Genomic DNA, 1,068 nt, shown 5'->3' with positions numbered 1-1,068 from the left:
GAAGTGGACCATGCCCATCCGGGATTGGAAGGCTGCGCTGACCCGCTTTACCATTGAGTTCGGAGACCGCATCTCCGTCAATTGAAGTCCGAACCGTTTACACAAAAATTCGGACACGCCCACGTAGTCCGAAGTTCTCTGATGCTGCCATCCAGTTTTGCTTGACCCTTAAAAACTTGTTTGGCTTGGCGCTGAGGCAAACCACAGGCTTGGTGGAATCGGTGCTTCAACTGTGCGGCCTTGCATGGCCAGTGCCAGACTTCAGCACCCTGTGCAGGCGACAGCGAGATTTGAATGTCCAGATTCCGTACTCTCGCAGCAAAGCAGGCTTGCACCTTCTGGTTGACTCAACAGGCATCAAGTTTCTGGGTGAAGGCGAATGGAAGTGCAAAAAGCACGGGGCCGAATATCGCCGTCAGTGGCGTAAGTTGCACATAGGCATCGATGCCGACACCTTGCAGATTCGGGCAATCTGCGTGACGAGCAACAACGTCAGCGATGCCTCAATGCTCTGCGATTTGCTGGAGCAATTGCCACCAGATGAAGCACTTAAAAGTCTTACTGGTGATGGAGCTTACGATACACAGCCTGCCTACGAAGCGGTCATCAGGCGCGGGGCTATACCCATCATTCCTCCACGCAAGAATGCACGAGTGCGCAGGGGAACAGTTTTTGAACACCGCAATGCAGCTATTGCTGTGTGCAGGCGCTTGGGACGCAGTATCTGGAAACGCTGGATTGGCTACCACCGGCGAAGTCTGGTGGAAACGAAGATGAACTGCATCAAGCGGCTAGGTGAACGCGTGATGTCTCGCACCTTTGAACGCCAAGTCAACGAGCTGCACATCCGAGCAGCCATATTGAATCGATTTACTGAACTGGGCCGTCCTCAGACGGCAGCCGTGGCCTAGCCACGGCCGGGGTCTGGGGTCACTCGCCTCAAACTGGATTTGAATACGAAAGACTTCCCACTTTCTTGACTCTGTTTGCAGGGCAGTGTCAGGTACAAAGTAAGTGAAGTTCATTCGTCATTCACCAGGAGTTGTGCCATGCAAACCATCATCCGTG

1 pseudogene is annotated in these 1,068 nt (G+C 53.5%); it reads left to right on the top strand.

The window, feature by feature from the left end:
- Positions 1–116 precede the first annotated feature (116 nt).
- Positions 117–911: pseudogene (locus SJH88_RS19155) on the top strand (IS5 family transposase); the annotation flags it as partial.
- Between the last annotated feature and the right edge of the window lie 157 nt (positions 912–1,068).

The organism is Comamonas sp. GCA5 (assembly GCF_036541385.1).
Classification (GTDB): Bacteria; Pseudomonadota; Gammaproteobacteria; order Burkholderiales; family Burkholderiaceae_C; genus Comamonas; species Comamonas aquatica.
This window is presented reverse-complemented; position numbering and strand designations above follow the sequence as displayed.